At 41.5% G+C, this 16,463-nt stretch carries 13 protein-coding genes; 6 read left to right on the top strand and 7 right to left on the bottom strand.

The features are described from left to right. Positions 1-45: 45 nt before the first annotated feature. Positions 46-540 carry an Lrp/AsnC family transcriptional regulator gene (locus FTT83_RS12070; protein ID WP_180042167.1) on the bottom strand — a complete coding sequence of 165 codons (495 nt, stop codon included), beginning with the start codon at positions 538-540 and terminating at the stop codon, positions 46-48. Positions 541-653: 113 nt separating this feature from the next. Between FTT83_RS12070 and FTT83_RS12065 the strand changes: the two genes are divergently transcribed. From FTT83_RS12065 to FTT83_RS12045, 5 genes are all read left to right on the top strand, one after another. Then, positions 654-1,259, top strand: coding sequence for a LysE family translocator (locus FTT83_RS12065; RefSeq protein ID WP_180042169.1), 606 nt, complete (start codon positions 654-656; stop codon positions 1,257-1,259). A gap of 503 nt (positions 1,260-1,762) precedes the next feature. Beyond that, on the top strand, positions 1,763-2,515 hold the full coding sequence (locus FTT83_RS12060) for an electron transfer flavoprotein subunit beta/FixA family protein (RefSeq protein ID WP_166167339.1): 753 nt from the start codon (positions 1,763-1,765) through the stop codon (positions 2,513-2,515). A gap of 18 nt (positions 2,516-2,533) precedes the next feature. Then, the gene (locus tag FTT83_RS12055; RefSeq protein WP_086196213.1) at positions 2,534-3,466 is read left to right on the top strand and encodes an electron transfer flavoprotein subunit alpha/FixB family protein; all 933 of its coding nucleotides are present in this window, start codon (positions 2,534-2,536) and stop codon (positions 3,464-3,466) included. A 537-nt stretch (positions 3,467-4,003) separates the two neighbouring features. Further along, positions 4,004-7,009: a DNA gyrase subunit A gene (gene gyrA, locus FTT83_RS12050; RefSeq protein WP_180042171.1), complete on the top strand. Its 3,006-nt coding sequence runs from the start codon at positions 4,004-4,006 to the stop codon at positions 7,007-7,009. Positions 7,010-7,092: 83 nt separating this feature from the next. Then, positions 7,093-7,941, top strand: coding sequence for a hypothetical protein (locus FTT83_RS12045; protein ID WP_086196211.1), 849 nt, complete (start codon positions 7,093-7,095; stop codon positions 7,939-7,941). A 37-nt stretch (positions 7,942-7,978) separates the two neighbouring features. Here FTT83_RS12045 and gltP read toward each other — a convergent pair whose 3' ends face one another. From gltP to FTT83_RS12020, 5 genes are all read right to left on the bottom strand, one after another. Continuing rightward, entirely contained in the window at positions 7,979-9,274 is a 1,296-nt protein-coding gene (gene gltP / locus FTT83_RS12040) for a glutamate/aspartate:proton symporter GltP (RefSeq protein ID WP_086196210.1), read from the bottom strand. Positions 9,275-9,542: 268 nt separating this feature from the next. Continuing rightward, the gene (locus tag FTT83_RS12035) at positions 9,543-10,649 is read right to left on the bottom strand and encodes an ABC transporter permease (RefSeq protein ID WP_086196209.1); all 1,107 of its coding nucleotides are present in this window, start codon (positions 10,647-10,649) and stop codon (positions 9,543-9,545) included. Continuing rightward, entirely contained in the window at positions 10,646-11,776 is a 1,131-nt protein-coding gene (locus FTT83_RS12030) for an ABC transporter permease (protein ID WP_180176663.1), read from the bottom strand. Before FTT83_RS12030 ends, FTT83_RS12035 begins: the two co-directional genes overlap by 4 nt. Positions 11,777-11,778: 2 nt before the next feature. Further along, on the bottom strand, positions 11,779-12,957 hold the full coding sequence (locus FTT83_RS12025) for an HlyD family secretion protein (protein WP_180176662.1): 1,179 nt from the start codon (positions 12,955-12,957) through the stop codon (positions 11,779-11,781). A gap of 18 nt (positions 12,958-12,975) precedes the next feature. Beyond that, complete coding sequence (locus FTT83_RS12020) at positions 12,976-14,466, bottom strand: TolC family protein (RefSeq protein WP_180042173.1); 1,491 nt, start codon at positions 14,464-14,466, stop codon at positions 12,976-12,978. A gap of 351 nt (positions 14,467-14,817) precedes the next feature. Between FTT83_RS12020 and serC the strand changes: the two genes are divergently transcribed. Continuing rightward, a complete protein-coding gene (gene serC / locus FTT83_RS12015; RefSeq protein ID WP_180042175.1) occupies positions 14,818-15,897 on the top strand; it encodes a 3-phosphoserine/phosphohydroxythreonine transaminase in 1,080 nt (359 codons plus the stop codon). A gap of 86 nt (positions 15,898-15,983) precedes the next feature. Here serC and FTT83_RS12010 read toward each other — a convergent pair whose 3' ends face one another. Beyond that, a complete protein-coding gene (locus tag FTT83_RS12010; RefSeq protein WP_171263201.1) occupies positions 15,984-16,124 on the bottom strand; it encodes a hypothetical protein in 141 nt (46 codons plus the stop codon). Between the last annotated feature and the right edge of the window lie 339 nt (positions 16,125-16,463).

Here is a 16,463-nt window from a genome sequence, read left to right as displayed (position 1 = left end):
TATTTGCACGGCAATTTTTAACATACTGAAAAATTATGAACGTGCCTAAAGATTATCGAGCGGTAACTGGAAACTCTGTTTAATAATCTGACTGGGTAAATCCGTTTTTACACTGGTTATGCCGTTTTTCTTGGTGAGATGCACCGACTGAAATTTACGGTAACTTTCCAGATCGGGCACGACCACTTTCAGCATGGCATCGCATTCCCCTAAAATGATATAGCATTCCATCACTTGAGGAAGTTCTTTCATCGCTTCAATAAAGCAGTCAATCGTCTCGGCATCCTGACCTACCAGCCAGATGCGTGAAAACAAAATCAGCTGCAAGCCAACTTTTTGCGGGTCTACCACAGTGGTGTAATTTTGAATTACGCCTGCTTCTTCCAGTAATTTCACCCGACGCAGACACGATGATGGCGACAGTCCAATTTCGCAGGCCAGATCGTTATTTTGCATACGGCCATTATTCTGCAAGGCACGAATGATATTTTTATCAATACGATCCAGTTTTACTGAAACAAATTTGGAAGATAGTTTCATAAATTAGAATATAATTCGAAAGATAATCATAATTATAGAATATTTGAAATCCTATTTTGTACTATTTATCCGATACTGATTTTCACTTTCAAGACATGGAAAGGGAAAAGAAAATGTCTGTATTGGTACTGTTTGCCTTAACGGTTATTCCACTTATTTTCACCCCTGGACCAGATATGCTGTTTATCCTGTCTCAAGTGATGGGGAAAGATGCAAAAGCAGGCATGCAGGCAACTGTAGGGATTTGCTTGGGCTATTTGGTCCATTCTGTTTTGATGGCTTTGGGCATTGCAGCCCTTATAGTCTCGTTCCCGGTGTTATTTGAAAGTATTCGCTGGCTCGGGATCGCTTATCTATTGTTTTTGTCTGCGAGTTTGATTAAGTCGGTATTCAGTGACAATAAATTCATCATCGAGAGAAAATCATCATCCAATCCCATTAAAAAAGGTTTCTTTACTGCGCTATTGAACCCCAAAGGTATGCTGATCTATTTTGCAATTTTACCGCAATTTATTGATAAAGCCGGGAACATGGTGAATCAGGGTTTAATCCTGTCCTTGATCTTTATTGGACTCATCTTTGTGGTGTATGGCAGTTTGAGTGTGATTTTTGCCAAAGTGACCCAAAAAACCCATATTGATGAGCGTAAACAGAAATGGATTGATGGCGCTTCAGGCGGCTTGTTAATGCTGGCGGCAACCTGGCTGATCATGAACTGATAAATGTCAAGCAAGTATGCTGTTATGGCATGCTTGCCTGTATGGAAGGGTATTTAGCCGTAATAAAGTAATTTGTTACATCTTTAACTTGAAAAAGAGGTCGATTTTAGGGCAAACAGACTGAAAAATTTAGCGGAATCTGTCTTAAATGACAATTCATTACTTTGGTTGTTCTGTCAGCAATGTGTGCCAGACCTGTCAGAAACTGATCGAAAAGAAGTATTAAATCAGAACTTTTGATGAAGTTAATCAAATAAAAAAATAATAAAAATCAATGGTTAAAAAATAAATAAATATTCAGGAATTTCATCTTAATAAAAGTGTGTGAAAAAAATATGAACGCCAAGTTCAAGGAAAATGATGCTTTTTTACAGCTGTTTCGATAATTGTGACTTGACCCAAATGCCGTACACATTGCAAGATAGGGCACCTAAAAAAATTTAAGTGAAGAGTTATTATAACTTTTCTCAATATTTACATTTGCTAAAACAGCCGAGGATTACATGAAGGCTCTTGTTGCTGTAAAACGTGTGGTTGATGCCAACGTTAAAGTTCGCGTTAAACCGGACAACAGTGGTGTTGACTTAACAAACGTTAAAATGTCAATTAACCCATTCTGTGAAATCGCAGTGGAAGAAGCGGTTCGTTTAAAAGAAAAAGGAACTGTTTCAGAAATCGTTGTTGTTGCTATCGGTCCTAAAGAAGCGCAAGAACAAATCCGTTCTTCAATGGCACTTGGTGCTGACCGCGGTATCCTGGTTGAAGCTGATGACAGCCAGCTCGGTGCTTTGGAAGTGGCTAAAATCCTGAAAGGTGTTGTTGACGCTGAACAACCACAATTAATCCTTCTTGGTAAACAGGCCATTGATGACGACTCTAACCAGGTTGGTCAGATGCTTGGTGCTCTACTTGGCGCAGGTCAAGGTACATTCGCTTCTGAAGTGAAAGTTGAAGGCGACAAAGTACAAGTCACTCGTGAAATCGACGGTGGTTTGCAAACTGTTGAACTTGCACTTCCAGCAATTATCACCACTGACTTACGTTTGAACGAGCCACGTTATGCAGCTCTGCCAAACATCATGAAAGCGCGTAAAAAACCGCTTGATACCAAGTCTCCAGCAGATTTTGGTGTAACTGCGACAACTAAACTGAAAACAGTGAAAGTTGAAGCTCCTGCTGAACGTAAAGCGGGCGTACAAGTGAAGTCTGTAGACGAGCTTGTAGAAAAATTGAAAAATGAAGCGAAAGTGATCTAATACAGAAGGATAAAAATCATGAGTATTTTAGTTATCGCTGAGCACGACAACAAAGCATTAAACGCTGCTACTTTAAACGTTGTTGCTGCGGCGCAAAAAATCGGTGGTGATATCACTGTATTGGTAGCTGGCTCGAACGCGCAAGCTGTTGCTGACCAGGCAGCTAAAGTTGCAGGTGTAAGCAAAGTATTACTTGCTGACGACGCTGCTTATGCAAACCAGTTGGCTGAAAATGTGGCTAAACTTGTTGCTGAATTGGGCAAAGGCTATACCCATATCCTTGCTGCTTCTACCACAACGGGTAAAAACATTCTGCCACGTGCAGCTGCGCTTCTTGATGTGAGCATGATCACTGACATTATCGCTGTTGAAGGTCCTAAAACTTTCAAACGTCCAATCTATGCAGGTAACGCAATTGCAACTGTAGAATCAGGTGAATCTATCGTTGTTGCGACTGTTCGTGGTACGGCATTTGATGCTGTAGCAAGTGAGGGTGGTGCGGCTAGCGTTGAAGCTGCTGCGTCTACTGGCGATGCGGGTCTTTCTAAATTCATCTCAGAAGAAATTGTGAAATCTGAACGTCCAGAATTAACCGCTGCACGCATCGTAGTTTCTGGTGGTCGTGGTGTGGGTTCAGGTGAAAACTATCACAAAATCCTGGATCCATTAGCGGATAAACTTGGCGCTGCTCAAGGTGCTTCACGTGCTGCAGTTGATGCAGGTTTCGTTCCTAACGACATGCAAGTCGGTCAAACGGGTAAAATCGTTGCGCCTGAGCTATACATCGCTGTTGGTATTTCTGGTGCAATCCAGCACTTGGCGGGTATGAAAGAGTCTAAAGTAATTGTTGCGATCAACAAAGATGAAGAAGCGCCAATTAACGCAGTAGCGGATTACTGGTTAGTGGGTGACTTGAATACTGTAGTTCCGGAATTGGTTTCTAAAATCTAATTCAGCACTACATGCTTCAAAAAACGCTCCGCAAGGAGCGTTTTTTTATGCCTAGATGTTCGTAGCTTATCTATTTCTAGGGGGAGAATGTGGCTATTCTGACTCAATAGATAGCATTGCAGGGGCAGCAAACGAATGTACATCTTTTATGGTGGTACAAGGTGATACAGGTTTAATGTATTTGTGTAGCTAGGGGAGAGCCTGTATTTAATCGATTTATATTTTTTTAAAGGTGAAAAGACCATTTTAACTGAATAAACCGCCCGAACATTGAGCGCTAAAATTTGCGGCTAGACACTGAATAAAATGAACGAATTCACATAAAATCCCGACAAATGAAAGTGCCTAAAAAATAAACGATAAATTATAGAAAATTAACAAGATTAAGATAAGAGATATGGCACAAAAACAACAGAATTTATGCTATAATTTACGGCTGTATTTAGATTTTAACTCAGCTTATTTTGAGTTAATTTTTTGCTAGATTGATTATATAAAACGAACAGTCTGAACGGTTGTTTGTAATAAGGAGTATGCATGAGCGTATCGGAAATCCGACCGATTGCCATTGAGGATGAACTCAAAAGCTCATATCTCGACTATGCCATGAGTGTTATTGTTTCTCGTGCATTACCTGACGTGAGAGATGGCTTAAAGCCTGTTCATCGTCGTGTGCTTTTCGCTATGCACGAATTGGGCAATGACTACAATAAAGCATACAAAAAGTCAGCCCGTGTCGTCGGTGACGTGATCGGTAAATATCACCCACATGGTGACTTTGCTGTTTATGAAACCATTGTTCGTATGGCGCAAGACTTTAGCCTGCGTTATCAACTGGTGGATGGTCAAGGTAACTTCGGTTCTGTTGATGGCGATAGCGCAGCAGCAATGCGTTATACTGAAGTACGTATGCGTAAGCTGACCCATGAGCTTTTGGCCGATCTGGAAAAAGACACAGTCGAGTGGGAAGACAACTACGACGGTTCTGAACGCATTCCACAAGTCATGCCGACACGTGTTCCTAACTTGCTGATTAATGGTGTAACCGGTATTGCAGTAGGTATGGCGACCAATATGGCGCCACACAACATGACAGAAGTGATCAATGCATGTTTGGCCTATGCGGAAAACCCGAATATTTCCATTGAAGGCTTGATGGAACATATCTCTGGTCCAGACTTCCCTACAGGCGGTATCATTTACGGTAAATCAGGCATTGTCGATGCTTACCGTACCGGTAAAGGTCGTCTTCATATTCGTGGTAAATATCACATTGAAGAAGATCAGAAGACTGGCCGTAACACCATCGTATTCACTGAAATTCCTTATCAGGTCAATAAAGCAAAAACCATTGAACGTATTGCCGAACTGGTCAAAGAGAAGAAACTGGAAGGGATTTCTGAACTTCGTGACGAGTCTGATAAAGAAGGGATGCGTATTGCCATTGACCTGAAGCGTGGTGAAAATGCTGAAGTGATTGTCAATAACCTGTTCCTGAATACCCAGTTAGAAAATTCATTCAGCATCAACATGGTTTGCCTGGACAACGGCCAGCCGAAGTTGATGAACCTGAAAGACATCATTGCTGCATTCATCCGTCACCGCCAAGAAGTGGTGACTCGCCGTACCATGTTCGAACTGCGTAAAGCGCGTGAACGTGGCCATATCCTGGAAGGCTTGACCGTTGCACTCGCAAACATCGATGCGATTATTGAAACCATCAAGACCTCTGCCAACCCGGGCGAAGCGCGCGAGCGTTTACAGGCGGGTGAATGGGCTGCGGGTGGCGTAGTTGCATTACTGGAAAAAGCGGGTTCAGTTTCTGTACGTCCTGACGAGATTGAAGGTGAAGATCCAAACCGTCGATTCGGTTTAGATGGTAATGTTTACCGTTTATCTCCAGCACAGGTTGGAGCAATTCTTGAACTACGTTTACACCGCTTAACTGGTCTGGAACAAGACAAGTTACATGCTGAATATTCTGAAATTTTGGGTCAAATTGCTGAATTAACTGCAATTTTGAACGATTTCAATTTATTGATGGCAGTGATTAAAGAAGAATTGGCGTTAATCCTGCAACAATATGGCGATGCACGTCGTACCGCGATTGTAGAATCACGTATTGATTTCTCACGTGAAGATTTGATTCCTGAAGAGCAAGTAGTATTGACCGTTTCTAAAACCGGTTATGCGAAAACTCAACCACTTTCTGATTACGCTGCACAGCGTCGTGGTGGTCGTGGTAAGTCTGCGACTTCAATGAAAGAAGATGACTACATTCAGCATCTGATTGTGACCTCGAACCATGCCACGGTGCTTTGCTTCACCGATGTCGGTAAGGTCTATCGCCTGAAAGTATTTGAAGTACCGCAAGCATCGCGTGGTGCAAAAGGTCGCCCAATGGTGAACCTGTTACCGCTTGATGCCAACGAAACCATTACTGCAATTCTTCCGGTGATTGATGCACCGAAGAAATTCAAAGAACGTCTGGCAGATTTCAAGGCATTTGTAAAAGCCAATGCTGCGAAACTGCAAGAAAATGAAATCATCAATTCACATTATGCTGAACTGGAAGCGGCACTTGCTGAACTTGAAGATGGTGCAGATGACTTGTCTGATGCATTACGTGTTCAATTGAAGCAATTGGGTGTTGAGCTTTCAGCAAGCGATCTGGATGATGAAATCATTGCCGACTTTGCGCAGCAAGCCGAAGCGGTACGTAAAAACTTCTATGTGTTCATGGCGACCGAATACGGTACGATCAAGCGTGTAGAACTTGAACAGTTCAGTAATGTCCGTTCAAACGGTTTACGTGCCATTGAACTCACTGGCGATGATACCTTGATTGGTGTTGCGATTACCGATGGCGAACAGCAAATCATGTTGTTCTCGAATGAAGGTAAAGCGATCCGTTTTGCTGAAACTGATGTGCGTTCAATGGGACGTTCAGCCAAAGGTGTACGCGGTATGCGTGTGACCATTGGTGCAGCGCAAGTTGAAGATGCCGAAGATGCCGATATCGAGTCTGATGATGAAGATAGTTCAGATTCAGCCTTAATCAGCCGTATCGTTTCATTGGTGGTTGTCCCTGAAACGGGTGAAGTGCTGTGTGCTTCTGAAAATGGTTACGGTAAGCGTACCCCGGTAGATGACTTCCCAACCAAGAAACGTGGCGGTAAGGGTGTGATTGCGATCAAGACCTCTGAACGTAACGGTCAGTTGGTGGGTGCAGTTGCGATTGATGCCTCTAAAGAACTGATGTTGATTTCTGATGGCGGTACACTAGTTCGTACCCGTGCTTCTGAAGTTGCTCAAACTGGTCGTAACGCACAAGGTGTACGTTTGATCCGTTTAGGTAATGACGAGTTACTTGTAGGCGTAGTTTCGGTTGAAGCTGTAGAAGAAGATGAGTTTATTGAAGCAGTGGAAGGCGAAGAAGTTGTTGCCTCTACAGCTTTAATTGATTCTGAAACTTTGGTGGATGATGAAACGATTGCTGATGAAGCTGATAATGAATCGGATTTAAGAGATTCTGAAGACTAAGTTTTGATATCAAAAAGAAGGGCGCTTAGGCGCTCTTTTTTTATAAAAGAAGATAATCTAATAAATATTAAAATGGTGGGGATATGGATCAAAAGACATTGGAACAAATAGCAGAGTTTATTTGTGGAACAGATGAAGAAATTTACCCTCAACGTAGGTCGAGTTCTCAACTAACTAGCTTCTTTTATCGAGTTGGATTGCCATTTAATCATGATGGTTCAACACGTGCTAAATGGGTATTTGAAAAATTAAATAGTTTAGATAAAAATCAATTAGCAGATGTTTTAAGAAGGTTAGCATCTCCTAAAGAGTATGGCGGGGACAAAGTTAAAATTACTAAAGCCCTGAATGTTCTTAATTCAATTTTGTATGTGGAAGGGTTTGAAATCTATTTAGATGAAATTTCTCCTAAGTTTAGAAAGATTCAAAGAGATTTTAATGAAAGCAAATTAGAAAAGGAAAGAGAACTAAAACCATTACCTGCACCTGATTTTCTTGCACTGGGTTTGGACGTAGGTGTAGGCGAAATTCTTCAAAATAGATGGAATGAAACTCAAAAATGTATAGAGTCAAAGGCATATTTAGCATCTATAATTTTAATGGGTAGTATTCTTGAGGGAGTACTCTTGGGTGTTTTTCAAAAAAATATGAAAGAAGGTAATCAAGCTAAGAATGCTCCAAAGGATAAGAATGACAAAATAAAAAATTTTGCTGAATGGAAGTTAGCAGAAATGATAGATGTAGCCCATCAGCTTGATTGGATAGGAATTGATGTTAAAAAATATTCACATTCTTTACGAGAGTTTCGAAATCTAATTCATCCCTATGAGCAAATGATGTATAGATTTAACCCAGATGAAGATACAACAAATATTTCTTGGTTGGTTGTACAAGCAGTTATTAATGACTTGGCAAATAAACTTAAGACATAAAAAAGGAAGCCGAAGCTTCCTTCTTTCGATTTATAAATTATGCTGCTTCTTTGATTTCAACAGCATAATTTTTTTGCTTTTCAGCATCGAACTGACCTTCCCATTTACTGATCACAAGAACAGCTAACGAGTTACCAATTACATTCAATACAGTACGAGCCATATCCAGAATACGGTCAATACCGGCAATAAATGCCAAGCCTTCAAGCGGAATACCCACACTACCCAAGGTTGCCAACAATACAACGAAAGATACGCCAGGCACACCGGCAATACCTTTAGAAGTAATCATCAAGGTTAACACCAGAATGATTTGCTGAGTCATGCTTAAATCAATACCGTAAAGCTGCGCAATAAAGATGGCTGCAATACTTTGATATAAGGTCGAACCATCCAGGTTAAATGAATAACCGATTGGAATCACAAAACTGGTAATGGATTTCGGTGCACCATAGGCTTCCATTTTTTCCATCAGGCGCGGTAATACTGTCTCGGAACTTGCAGTTGAATAAGACAGAATCAGCTCATCTTTTAGAATTTTAATAATTTCCCAAATACTGAAACCACAGAATTTGGCAACAAGTCCTAAAATCACAAAGATGAAGAAGAAAATAGCACCATAAACCAATAATGCCAATTTGACTAATGGGAGCAGTGAGCTAAAGCCGAAGTTCGCAACAGTCGCCGCAATCAGGCCAAATACACCGAAAGGTGCAAAAAGCATGATCATATGGGTGACTTTGAACATGGTTTCAGCAACCGCATGCAACACATCAATCAGCGGTTTCTTGGTTTCTTTCGCTAAAGACCCTAAACCAATACCGAAGATCACAGAGAAGAAGATGATTGGCAACATATGCCCATCAGTCAGTGATCCAAAAATATTAGACGGGATTAAAGATAAAACAGTATTGACCAGACCATGCGAGTGACTACTCACTTCCTGGGTGGTTTGCTGATATTTAGAGATATCGGTTTGGGTCAAACTCGACATGTCAATACCGGCACCTGGCTGGAATACGTTTGCAGCAACCAGGCCGACAATAATCGCAACCGTGGTAATAATTTCAAAATAAACAATAGTTTTGAAACCCAGTTTACCCAAGTTTTGACCATGACTTGCATTGGCAATACCTAAAATCAGCATTGAAAGTACAAGTGGAATGACAATCATCTTAATCAAATTAATAAAGATTGCGCCCAAAGGGCTCAGCAGATTATTAATCAGAGTTTCACGATATTCGGGAGAATAATGTAGAAAGGAGCCTACAAGCACACCTAAAATGAGCGCAATGACGATTTGCCAAGCAAGACTAATCTTAATCTTTTTCATGCTAAGCCCTTAAAATCAAATTTCAATAAAAAAGCTGCTATAACACTGTCGATCTCACATCGGCATGTTACGGGGAGCGTGGGAATGAATAATATAAAAAAAATTCATGAAATATGAACAGGGGGCTATTTTGCATCGATTAGTATATTCAATCTAACTTTTTTCTTCATAATTGATTCAAAAGATCAAAAAAAAATCAATTTTGGTATTAAAAATAACCAAATGGTAAAGTTTTATTTAATAATCTTATCAGTTCATAGCTAAAAGCTTACTTTTGCGCAGGTCTGATCAGGCGAAAATATGCCCAAACCAGACAAATGCCGGCAAAGGTGGCCAGATAAATCATTTTTGGAATGACCAGCTGGGTATGCACTCCCATCTGGTTCAATTGAATAAACATCTGTATGCCTTGAGTAGAAGGCAGCGCTTGGCCTAGCCACTGCATCCACACAGGCATTGCGGCATGCGGCCACGCCGTACCTGAAAGTAAGAACAGCGGAATAGAGGTAAATACAATCACGTGACCTGCACGTTCCGGCATATCCAGAAAAGAGGCAATCAGCATGCTGAGGCCAATCACGCAGCTCACAAAGATAGGGACCGCAATGAGCATGCCCCAGAAGTTACCACCCCTTGGATAGTCATTCAGCCAAAAAGTAAATCCAAATAAATATAAACAGCCCAGAAAACCAATGGTCAAAATGGCACTGAATAATGCCCAGAATTCGGTTCGACTCGGTGTCCAGTGCTTTTCACGATAAGTCGCAATTAACATGCACAAACCCAGCAAAATGGTTTGATGGATAATCAGTGGGGCAACGGCCGGGAAAATATAACTGCCATAGCCAGACAGGGTATTGAACAAGGGAATTTGATGGATCGACAGCGCCGGAGCAAATTCAGAAATATGCTGGAATTTTTCTGCTTGTTCAACCAGCGCATGTTCAACCGATGCTGCCAGTCCCAAACCGATCTTCTGGGTTTTTAAGAAATTGGCGGCACTTAAATATAAACCGATGCCACCCACTTCACCTCGACGCAGACTGCTAGATAAATTGTTCGGCAACAGTAAAATCCCATCTGCCTGTTGCAGCTTGATCATCTGCTCTGCTTCAGCAAAATTGCCAGTCACTGCACGGATTTCAACATTGGGGCTTTTAGCCACTTCACCAATAATCTTGGATGTCACCAGGCTTTGTTCTTCATCGACAATAATAATCGGTAAGGATTCGGCATGTTCTGCCTGATAGGCAGCCGGGTAGAAGAAACTGTATAAAAATACCGAGAGTACCAACGTGGTCAAGATTGAGCTATTTGAAGCAATATCTTTAAAGGTTTTTAAATAAAAGTGCAGAAAGTTTCTGAGTGTTTTCATGCCTGAACTCCCTTTAGATATTTTTTAAGGAAGAAGTAAGCAGTGCCCAGATAAATCAGGCAATACACGGCTAAAATTGCAAGTGGTAACAGTGAAATGGATACAGGACTGCCGATGACCCATTGTTCTGTCTGTAATTTGGCATAAGGGGTATAGGGAATAATATTCGACCAGAACTGGGTAAATAAGGGCGCATTGTTCAGCGGTAAAGTCACCCCTGCAAAACTTAAAGATGACCCGCCATACACGGCAATAAAACCAAAACTTTTAGCCAGATCACGTGTGGCTAAAACTACGCTGCTGCTGATCAAGGCATAAGCGCTATAGAGAAGAAATTGTCCTAATAAAATAGGCCAGAGCTGTCCCTGTATAAACCAGCCGCGAATTTCCACCAGCCAGAACATCCATAACCAGGTCCAAAAGCTGAAAATCAGCACATAGGTTATATTTTTGGAAAACAAAGCTAAGAAGACATTTTGCCCAGTTGTCCATATTTTTGTCGTGCCAAATTTCAACTCTTGTCCTACGGCAAAAGCCACGCAACAACACAACAATAAATGCAAAATCGCCGGAATCATGTACGGTTCTAAATAGAATTCATAACTTAGCCCGGGATTAAACAGCGGCGAAATTTTGATATTGGGCGTGGGGGCATTCAGATCAGGAATCTGGTTTTGCAAATAACTGTGTCCAGTAAAGTCGGCCAGTGCCTGCAAGGTGCTGATCAGCATGGCCGATGAAATGCTATTACCGACACTAAAATAACTTTGGTTATAGGCAATACTGATCTGGGCATCCTTGGCTTGAACCAGCCGTTGTTCGGCACCTTCTGGAATGCTGATATAACCCCAGATTTTATTTTGGTTGAGTAGCTGTTCAACCTGGTCCTGACTGCTGGAAATGGTGCGGATGCTCAGGGTGTTGTTCTGACGGACATAGTATTCAATATTACGGCTCAGTTCACTCTGATCCTGATCAATAATTGCAATCGGCAGATGGCTCGGTTTGCCTTGAGCAAACATACTTGCGAACAGCACAATCACAAAGGCAGGTGCTAGGGTGACCATACATAAATCCCACTTATGCCTGAGCAAATAGCCAAGTTCACGCAGTATGCCATGCAGCATGATCAAGACTCTTGCACTTTAAACAGTACGCTCATGCCGACTTTTAAATCCTGAATCGGCTGGGCAGGAGTAAGCTGCATCTTGAAACTGCGAATATCATAGCCACCGGTTTGGCGTGTGGTTTTAATGGTGGCAAATTCACCTTCAGCATCAATATTTTTGATCTTGAACAGAGCTTTTTTGTTTAATGCAGGAATAAAGCCTTCAATCGATTTGGCCTGATAGACCTGTGCATATTGATCTTCACGAATATTCAGGCTGACCCAGAGATCATCATCCTGAATAATACTCACCACGGGCACGCCCATCGCTACCAGTTCCGACACCTTGCCATAAGTTTTGGAGATGGTGCCATTGATCGGGGAAACCAGCTTGGTTTCAGCTTCCAGCGCATTGGCTTCTGCAACGGCTGCTTTGGCAATTTCCACCTGTGCATCTGCGGAGGATTTCTGTTCTGGCGTGCTGCCACGTTTGGCACGTGCATATTGCTGATAAGATGCTTCGGTCATTTGTGCGGCAGATCGTGCTGCAGCATGCATTTCATCACGGCGCTGGCGTGAAATGACGCCTTCTTTAAACAGGTTGGCACCACGTTGATAGGTGGTTTGAGCCAGCTCTTGCTGGGCTTTCATGGCCTGCCAGTTGGCATATAGACTGTCGATATTTTCCTGTTGTGAACCGCGATCTGCTGTGGATTGCAAGGCTAAAGCAGATTGCAGGCTGGCCAAAGCCTGCTGTTTTTTAGCTTCAACTTCCGGACTAAACAAGCGGACCAGTGACTGACCTTTAAGCACTTTTTGTCCATCGTGAATATATATTTCTTCAATGCGGCTCGGCACCTTAGTGCTGACATGGATAGTTTCAGCTTCAACCCGCCCTTGTAGCTCCACTTCCTTGGGCTGATAACTTTTCCATAACCCAAAGCCAATGAGGCCTAAAAGCAAGATCAGGATGATGATACCAACTACTTTAATGGCAGCTGAAGATTTTGAACCTGTCTTTTCAGCGGCCGGCGCTTGCACTTGTTCTGAATAACTGAAAAATCCATCATCCGTCTTGCTTTGCTGTTCAGAGGCCGTTTGAGTGTCTTGTTGATGGCTTGGAGCTGAAGTAAGGGTAGAAGTTCCTTTTGATGAGGTATTTTCTACATCTTGATCAGGCCTATTTTGATCTTGAGTCATGCTGTTCCCCATCAAAAATTAACGAATATAACTGGTATTGCTTTGACTGACATAGTTTTGAAACTGCTCAATCGAGCCATGGCTTTGCAGCAAAGTGGCCAGGGACATGACATATTTATAAGCATTCAGTGCCATCTCACTTTTTAAAGCATTCAGGCTATTTTGTGCATCAATCACCTGGGTGGCCGTTCCCATATCTTCTTTAAAAGATAAAGTTTGAATACGCAGATTTTCCTGGGCAGCCTGAACATTCTGTTGCAGTAGTTGATGACTTTGCTGGGCGGAGGTCATTTCATTGTAAGAGCTATAAATAATGTTTTCGACTTCCTGCTTGGTGCGTTCGGTCATCAGTTCAGAAGCATAACGTTGCAATTCTGCGGCCTGAATATTTTTGTTGTTGTTAACGCCTGAAAACAGGTTATAACGTGCCGCTACACCGACAATCCAGTTTTGCTTTTCATCCAGACTATATTCGCCAAAGGCGAACAAATTAGGTTTTTTAGCAGCACTTTGTACCTTGACGTTGGCATTGGCCAGCTGAGTGTCCATCTGCATTTTCTGGATCAGCGCAGATTGCTCCGGATAGCTTTTTAACATCGCATTCAGGTTTTGATTTTGGCTGGAATTGACAAATAGGGGCGTGCTCAGTTCGGTAATCTGGCTGCGCTGTAACAGGTTATTAAGCTGAAACAGGCTTGATCTGAAATTGGCCGTTGCATTTTGCACACTACGCTCGGCATTATTCTTTGCCACTTCAAACTGCATACGTTGCCCTTTGCTGATAAAACCCTGCTGTTCCAGCTTTAAGGCATTGCTGTAGTGGGTCTGCATAGCGTTGAAATTGGACTGGCTAGAGGCTAAAAGCTGCTTTTGCAGTTGAGCATTAAAATAGGCCTGAATTAGTTCAAAGCGTTGTACATCTTGCTGTTGTTTGGTATTCAATTGACTACGTTGTGCCCTGAGATGAGCTATTTCCTTGGTGCTGGAGGTCAGACCGCCGGTATATAAAGGCATTAACACTGAAACGGTAGGGCGGATCACTTGATCTTCCAGAATCACGTTGGCCGAGTCAGGGAATAGCCCAATACCACTATGAATGGTTTGATTCAGACCTTGCTTTAAAGGATCAGAAATAGTGGATGGAAGGTTTTCTTGATTAATACGATCGTTGATGCCTTGAGAAAGTGTCTGTTCCAGATTGTTTTTAAAAGAATCAAGTGGCAGGTCGACTTCATTATGGAAAGCATAGGCACGCACATTTAAATCGACCCGGGGCAGACCTAAACCCTTGACCGCTTCAGCTTGTAATTGTGCAGATTGTTGCAAAGCCTGATTGGCCTGTGTGCTATAGGAATCCTTTAAAATCGACTGTTCAGCCTGTGCATAACTGATGCTTTCGGCAAAGGCTGGACAAGCAAAAAGCAGGCTAACAGTACAAATGCCAACACGAAAATTTTGTTGTATGAGGAGTGCAATTTTTTTTGGTTGTGCATGTAAACGCAATAACATCACTCAAACTCTCAATTTCTTTGTAACAATTATATGGCATAGATTTAATTGTATGTCTAATCAATAAGTTGTTGTCTTGTTTAATGTGCATGTGTATAGCAATCACGTGATTAGATCGCTAATGCGAAGATATGACAGCAGAATTTGAAAAGAGAAGTAATAAGATGCAGTTGCACTTTTAAACTACGTCCCAAGTCGTGAAAAAGGAGTTGCTAAAATCAATCTTTATTGAGATTTTGACTTTAAATGTCCGACAGCATTGAAATATTTTCAGGATAATTTACTGCAAGCAACGCCTATCTGTGGTTAAATGCCATCATTTTATTGTGTTTCACTTTGAAAGGAAAAATCATGCGCGCGTACAACTTCTGTGCTGGTCCTGCTGCATTACCTACTGCCGTTTTAGAAAAAGCTCAGGCTGAATTGCTTGATTGGCATGGCAAAGGCCTTTCGATCATGGAAATGAGTCACCGTAGCAGTGACTATGTAGCTGTGGCAGAAAAAGCAGAAGCAGATTTGCGCAAACTGATGAACATTCCTGAGAACTATAAAGTATTGTTCTTGCAAGGTGGTGCTTCGCTGCAATTCTCTGCTATTCCTTTAAACCTGTTGGGTAAAAACAACAAGGCTGATTATATTCATACCGGAATCTGGTCAGAAAAAGCGCTGAAAGAAGCAAAACGCTACGGCGACATTAATGTTGTTGAAGCGGGTACCAGCATTAACGGTAAATTGGCCATTTCAGAACAAAGCAGCTGGAACTTGTCTGATGATGCGGCTTATGTGCATTATGCCGACAACGAAACCATTGGCGGCCTTCAGTTTGCGGGTATTCCTGAAACAGATAAACCACTGGTATGTGACTTTTCATCAAGCATTTTATCTGCGCCATTAGATGTATCCAAGTTTGGTTTAATTTATGCAGGTGCGCAAAAGAATATTGGTCCTGCTGGCTTAACTTTAGTGATTATTTGCGAAGATTTACTTGATCAGGCGAAACCTGAAATTCCAAGCATTTTGAAATATTCAGATCAGGCGAAAAACGGTTCTATGGTCAACACACCATCTACCTATGCCTGGTACCTATCTGGTCTGGTATTTGAATGGCTGCTTGAAAATGGCGGAGTCGATGCCATGCATCAGGTCAACCTTGAAAAAGCCAAATTACTGTATGGTTATATCGATGCTAGTGATTTCTATGCCAACCCGATTGCAGAAGCAAACCGTTCAATCATGAATGTACCATTTACCTTGGCAAAAGCTGAGCTTGAGAAGCAATTTTTGAAAGAAGCTGAAGCGAATCATCTGCTGAATCTGGCAGGTCACCGTTCAGTGGGTGGTATGCGTGCAAGTATTTACAATGCTGTACCATTAGAAGGCGTACAGGCTCTGGTTAACTTTATGGATGACTTTGCCAAACGCAATGCTTAATTGCTAAAGCTAAAAAAGCCCATCACATGATGGGCTTTTTTATTGAATAGAATCTGAACGTTGAAGATGAGATCATTACAATAAGCTTAAAAAATAAAGTGATGCAAAATATAGGCAGACATAAACATACCTAAGATAAAGAACAGGCATGAAATGCCGTCTAACTGGAAGCGTTTAGTCAGTTGATGGCCAACTGTTTGTATATTTTCTTCTTGCACGATTTTCATGGAAATTCTATTCCGATTTATTTATCGTTAATTTATATGGATAGTTTTTATTTTTAGCATAAAAAATTGATTAAATAAAGTACTAAATAAAAATATGTAATTAAAATATTTATTTCATGTGGCAAAATATTAGATGGCTTGCCAGATTCTTGTCGCTACAGGGTTGTGGTGGATAACAGAATTAAAAATAAGGCATAAAAATATAATAACTGTAACCCGAATTACGGATAAGAAAACCGCTTGAAAAAAAGATGGTTAGAGCCATTTAGAAAGTTACTACACAAACCAAAGACTCTAACCACCATGTTTGATTTTACAGAAATCTTCTGTGTTATTGAT

The sequence above is a fragment of the Acinetobacter sp. YH01018 genome (genome assembly GCF_013420295.1).
Taxonomy (GTDB): domain Bacteria; phylum Pseudomonadota; class Gammaproteobacteria; order Pseudomonadales; family Moraxellaceae; genus Acinetobacter.
The sequence above is the reverse complement of the archived record's forward strand: the minus strand, read 5'-3'. Positions and strand labels throughout refer to the sequence as shown.